Source organism: Sulfitobacter sp. HI0129 (genome assembly GCF_001635395.1).
Lineage (GTDB): Bacteria > Pseudomonadota > Alphaproteobacteria > Rhodobacterales > Rhodobacteraceae > Sulfitobacter.
In genome coordinates this window covers 1-2,752 of sequence record NZ_LWGH01000859.1, presented here as the reverse complement: position 1 = coordinate 2,752, position 2,752 = coordinate 1, and the positions used below count along the sequence as shown (strand labels likewise).

Here is a 2,752-nt window from a genome sequence, read left to right as displayed (position 1 = left end):
GATTCATAGCGTCCCGCGACGCGGAATTTCCGCGGGCCATCCGCGGTGACCAGCCGCCACTGGAATTCCGTCGCACCGGGGTAGCGCAGGTTCAGGCATTCATGTTTTCCCCCGGTCAGATCGTCGCCCGACGCAGGTTTGCCGTGGGCTTCGATATACTGCGGGGAGGCGACCAGCACGCGTTCCACATCGGCGATCTTGCGGATGCGCAGGTTGCTGTCTTCGGGCTGGCCCAGAAAGAACGACAGGTCGAGCCCTTCGGTGGTCAGGTCGACCTTGCGATCGGTGAGCCGCAGCCGGACCAGAACTTCCGGATATTCCTTGAGAAACAGCGGCACCTGCGGTGCGATCAGCCGTCTGCCCACGCCCAGAGGTGCCGCGACATAGAGCGCGCCCTTGGGATTTTCGGTGATGTTGACGACCTGCGCCTCGGCGTTTTCGACGGATTCCAGTATTTCGCAGGCTCCGCCGTAGAACGCCTTGCCCTGTTCGGTGGGCGCAAGACTGCGCGTCGTCCGCTGAAAGAGCCGGACGCTCAGATGTTCCTCCAACTGTGAAATCCGGGAGGACGTCACCGCAGGCGATATGCGCAGATCCCGACCGGCCGCCGACATGCTGCCGAGTTCGTAAACGCGCACAAAGGTGCGTATGTTGTCGAGATAGGACATTCTTCCGGAATTTTTGATGCTGCTTGGTAATTTGCCATGATAGCAGAAAAGAGCCCTGTATCATAGACTGTCCTTCACCTTGGGCATGGGAGGATTCGCGCATGTATGATTTCGCCGTCTTGTGGGATTGGATCGCCTTTTCCGTCCGCTGGCTGCATGTGGTCACGGCCATGGCGTGGATCGGGGCGTCGTTCTATTTCATCGCGCTGGACCTGATGCTCAAACCCGCGCCCGACATGCCGGAGGGGGCCTACGGCGAAGAGTGGGAGGTGCATGGCGGCGGGTTCTATCACACGACCAAATACCTCGTGGCGCCGGAGCGGATGCCGGAACATCTGACCTGGCACAAATGGCAAAGCTACACGACATGGCTGTCGGGGGCGGCGCTTTTGATGATCATATACTGGGTGGGGGGAGAGATCTTTCTGCTCGATCCCACGAAGGCGGATCTGTCGCTCTGGCAGGGTATCGTGATCTCGGGCGGGTCGCTGACGCTGGGTTGGCTGGCTTATGATTTCATGTGCAAGACCAAGCTCGCCGATCACCCGACAATCCTGATGTTGCTGCTGTTCGTGATCCTCGTGGCGATGTCATGGGGCTACAACCAGATCTTCACAGGGCGCGCGGCGTTGCTGCATCTGGGCGCTTTCACCGCCACGATCATGACGGCCAACGTCTTTTTCCAGATCATGCCGAACCAGCGCATCGTGGTCGAAGACCTCAAGGCGGGGCGCAAACCGGACCCGAAATACGGCAAGATCGCCAAGGTCCGTTCGACCCACAACAACTACCTGACCCTGCCGGTCGTGTTCCTGATGCTGTCGAGCCATTATCCGCTGTCCTTCGGGACGCAATATGCATGGATCATCGCCAGCCTGATTTTCCTGACCGGTGTCACGATCCGGCATTACTTCAACACGATGCACAGAACCGGCAGCGGCCCGCACTGGACCTGGGCGGTGACGGCGCTGCTGATGCTCTTCATCGCTTGGCTGTCGTCGGCCCGACCGACAGACACGCTGGAGGAGGCGGAGGCGCGAGAACTTACACCCTCCGAACAGGTCTTCGCCTCTGCCGAAGGGTTCGGGGACGCGGTGGATATCGTACGGGGCAACTGCTCCATGTGCCATGCGCGGGAGCCTTTCTACGATGGCATCCGCTGGGCGCCGAAGGGGGTGCATCTGGAAACCGAAGGGGACATCGCCCGCCACGCCCGGGGCATTTACCTACAGGCCGGGTTGAGCCATGCCATGCCGCCCCCCAATGCCATCGCCACGATGACGGAGGAAAACCGTCAAGCCATCGTCGACTGGTACCGTGAAGCCCGCGCGGCGGACTGATTGAAAACCTCCGTCGCTATTCGGTTTCCGTCGGGAAAACGGCGGGCGACGCGGCGGATGTAGCTGAATAATGCTTCTTCGCCCTGAGGTGGCCGCGGCTGTCGATGCTCATCCGGTAGAGGGTGAAGAGACCCAACGAAAGCAGGACAAGCCCGATGAATACGAACAGGCCGCCTTCGCGGTCGTCGCCCATGAACAGCGCGGCGGCCAGCGGCCCGATCGTCGCGCCGATGGAAAAGGCAAGGATCAGCCCACTGCTGGTTTCGACCATGCGTTCGTTCGGGATACTGTCATTGGCGTGGGAAATGCACAGCGCATAGATCGGGATCATCAGCGCCCCGTGCATGGCCGCAAGCGCCAGCGTCGGTAGCCCCGGTGTGGTGACATCGAAGCCGATGGCGAGGCCCGAAACCACCGTCCCGCAGGAAACAGCGGCGATGACGATCCGCCGGTCGATCTTGTCCGAGATCCAGCCGAGGGGCCATTGAGACAGCGTGCCGCCCAGAACGAAGGCCGCCATCAGCAGCGCGATCTCGCCGGTGATCATGTCCCTACCTTGGGCAAAGACCGGCCCCAGCGACCAGAACGCGCCCTCTGCCGTACCGGCAAGAAAACACCCGACCGCCCCGACCGGCGACACCGCGTAAAGCTTGCGCAGGTCGAGCCGGGCCGAAGGCACAGGCGTCGGGGCCGGGGTGGGCGTAAGGCTCAGCGGGACGATGGAGAGGCAGATCAGGATCGCCA

Annotated in this window: 3 protein-coding genes; 1 reads left to right on the top strand and 2 read right to left on the bottom strand. The window is 61.7% G+C overall.

Features of this window, described 5'->3' with window-relative positions:
- Positions 1-668 (bottom strand): LysR family transcriptional regulator (locus A3764_RS20230; protein ID WP_067952024.1); only part of this gene is annotated, 668 nt, incomplete at its 3' end.
- Positions 669-769: 101 nt separating this feature from the next.
- On the opposite strand from A3764_RS20230, the gene A3764_RS20225 reads away from it, so the two are divergent.
- A complete protein-coding gene (locus tag A3764_RS20225) occupies positions 770-2,008 on the top strand; it encodes a urate hydroxylase PuuD (RefSeq protein ID WP_067922816.1) in 1,239 nt (412 codons plus the stop codon).
- Between the two features lie 16 nt (positions 2,009-2,024).
- Here A3764_RS20225 and A3764_RS20220 read toward each other — a convergent pair.
- A partial coding sequence (locus A3764_RS20220) for an MFS transporter (protein WP_150122330.1) occupies positions 2,025-2,752 on the bottom strand: 728 nt, incomplete at its 5' end.

Excerpts from the sequence above, each read along its gene's own strand:
- A3764_RS20225 (WP_067922816.1), top strand. The coding sequence starts at position 770 with ATGTATGATTTCGCCGTCTTGTGGGATTGGATCGCCTTTTCCGTCCGC.